The sequence below is a fragment of the Staphylococcus sp. EG-SA-2 genome (assembly GCF_017152085.1).
Genome location: NZ_JACYHC010000992.1, coordinates 1 through 832 on the forward strand (window position 1 = coordinate 1; position 832 = coordinate 832).

Sequence of the window (832 nt, forward strand, 5' to 3'; positions counted from 1 at the left end):
TTACTTTCAACTTCGGTTTACCATTATTGATTGCTATATTACATGCAGTATTCGCCGCAATAGCATTTATGAAATTGATGGGTAATATTTCCTTCATGCCGGTTATTGTAGTAATTGTTGTATACACACTCATTTACATTACTTTTGCTTTAATTGCTTTTGTACATTCAAACAAATTGATTAAGAAAACCATTTAACACTTATGATTAAAAGATGCTTCATTGAGATTTTGATTTTAAGCAATGCAGTATAACTATTAACTGATTTATAAAAAAGGAGAGATTGAATCATGAAATTTAGAGAATTAGTAAAACAATCATACGAGGATTTGAAAAATTTGACTGTAACTTGGTATAACGTCATTGCTTTAGCAATGATTGTTATTGTCTTAAGCGTAGTTACAACACCAATTATAGGTATTCCAGCTGGTTTATTAGGTGGCGCCTATTATTTAAAACGTCGTGAAGAAAAAGGCAAGTAAGCACATTCCATCGGTATAGAACATTGCTATGACCTTTCAAGTCAGATTTTAATATCAACAAGTAGCGTTTATCGCTGCTTGTTTTTTATGGATTGCTTATAAAATCATCATGTTTAAACGATATGTCACTTTGAAAACTAGCAAACACCATAAAAGACTACAATTTTTTTATTTTTATAAACCCCTTTAAATCAACGTTTCTAAGGTTTTTAAAAATCTTTTTTAATTTATTTTCAAAAAACACTGTACATTATGCCAATATGAGCGTATAGTTGGTCTTACGTAATAAAAGCTCGTGAATTAAATTGTAGTGTATTTGTTTAGAATATCCTCTTTTTTAGTTATGAATTT

Annotated in this window: 1 protein-coding gene and 1 pseudogene; both read left to right on the forward strand. The window is 29.0% G+C overall.

The window, feature by feature from the left end; all coding sequences use genetic code 11:
- A pseudogene (locus tag IDG60_RS17030) lies at positions 1-197 on the forward strand (bacitracin ABC transporter permease); the annotation flags it as partial.
- A gap of 92 nt (positions 198-289) precedes the next feature.
- Positions 290-481 carry a peptide resistance ABC transporter activity modulator VraH gene (gene vraH, locus IDG60_RS17035; RefSeq protein WP_000672033.1) on the forward strand — a complete coding sequence of 64 codons (192 nt, stop codon included), beginning with the start codon at positions 290-292 and terminating at the stop codon, positions 479-481.
- Positions 482-832: the final 351 nt, after the last annotated feature.

Bases quoted from the DNA above. Each gene is read 5' to 3' on its own strand.
- vraH (WP_000672033.1), top strand. From the start codon at position 290: ATGAAATTTAGAGAATTAGTAAAACAATCATACGAGGATTTGAAAAAT.